Genomic DNA, 1359 nt, shown 5'->3' on the forward strand with positions numbered 1-1359 from the left:
TCAAGGGTATTGATGAAGAGCATAGGCTTATCATCAGACTGTTAGGCGAACCCTACGAGTCAATATATAGGGAGGTTAAAAAATGACCATTTTTTCACCTAAGAAATAATTATAAAATATAGTATCGAGTAGAGCACAGGGGTTTCACCCGCACCCTCTCACAGAACCACACGTGACACTCTCGCGTCATGCGGCTCTTCTAATCAACCTCTCATGTCTTATCGCTATGCTGTTTTGGCTTTTGTATTTAGTTTAAATTGCCAATGAGCAAAGAGCCCTCTGTAGCGAACACTCGATTTTATCTCTTCAAGTAGATTAAATGCTCTGGTTTTCTTGCCTTTGTACTTTTTATGCTTCTTCATAATCCATCTAACTAGACGTGCATCTATTATTTGCCATATCTCATCTAGTTCAGATTGATAGAATTTACCATAGTAATTGATGATCCCTCTAATGTAAGGATTGATTACTTTGGCTACATTATCCAGCCCTTTTTGTAACATCGCTTGCCAATCGAAAGATTTTATTTTCTTCTTAATTGTTATTTTCTTTTTATCCCCTACCGCTGGCAAGAAACTCGTGAACACTATTTTACTTGTAGTGTTGTTAGCTCTTCTACGTCTAAAGGTAAAACCAAGAAAATCGAACTTATTATTTGTTACCTGTTTATTTGTATTAACATCACAGTTAACAATTTTAGTTTTCTCTGGGTGTAATTCCAACTTACAATTAATCATTCTTCTTTTCAGCTTACTTAATACATATTGGGGCTTGCTTCTCAGATACGCAATGTATAATCGCATCATCAGCATAACGTTCAAATGGTAGCGTCGGAAATTCACGCTCTATCCATTTATCAAAGGTGTAATGCAAGAAAAGATTCGCCAATACCGGACTGATGACACCACCTTGAGGCGTACCACTTTCTCCTGACTCGATATGTCCGTCAGGATACATCACATCCGCTTTTAGCCAACGTACTAGGGCAAGTCGAACCCATTTAGGTGGATTCTGTTGGTCTATTGCCTTTAACATGAGTTCATGGTCGATATTATCGAAAAACCCTTTAATATCTAAATCCACAACCCATTTATACTTAAAGCAATTAGAACGAGCTTGTGCCACTGCATCATGTGCCGATTTACCTTGTCTGTAACCAAATAATGAAACATGGAACTTTACATCCCATTGCTGCTCTATCTCTAGTTTGACAGCCATCTGTGCCACTCTATCTCCGACCGTGGGAATGCCAAGTGGACGCATCGCCCCCTATGTCACACTACTTGTCCATTGATAACTTAATCATAATAAGGACAGACAAATGAGTAAATTTACCGTAGAATTCAAAGAAACAATTTT

At 38.2% G+C, this 1359-nt stretch carries 2 protein-coding genes; both read right to left on the bottom strand.

The genetic code is table 11. From position 1 onward, the window contains the following. Positions 1 to 224 precede the first annotated feature (224 nt). The gene (locus tag BMW37_RS14845; protein ID WP_177168712.1) at positions 225 to 722 is read right to left on the bottom strand and encodes a group II intron maturase-specific domain-containing protein; all 498 of its coding nucleotides are present in this window, start codon (positions 720 to 722) and stop codon (positions 225 to 227) included. 28 nt (positions 723 to 750) lie between these two features. Then, the gene (locus BMW37_RS14850) at positions 751 to 1263 is read right to left on the bottom strand and encodes a reverse transcriptase domain-containing protein (protein ID WP_245711091.1); all 513 of its coding nucleotides are present in this window, start codon (positions 1261 to 1263) and stop codon (positions 751 to 753) included. Positions 1264 to 1359: the final 96 nt, after the last annotated feature.

The sequence above is a fragment of the Thorsellia anophelis DSM 18579 genome (genome assembly GCF_900111395.1).
Lineage (GTDB): Bacteria > Pseudomonadota > Gammaproteobacteria > Enterobacterales > Thorselliaceae > Thorsellia > Thorsellia anophelis.

Bases quoted from the DNA above. Each gene is read 5' to 3' on its own strand.
- BMW37_RS14850 (WP_245711091.1), bottom strand. From the start codon at position 1,263: ATGCGTCCACTTGGCATTCCCACGGTCGGAGATAGAGTGGCACAGATG.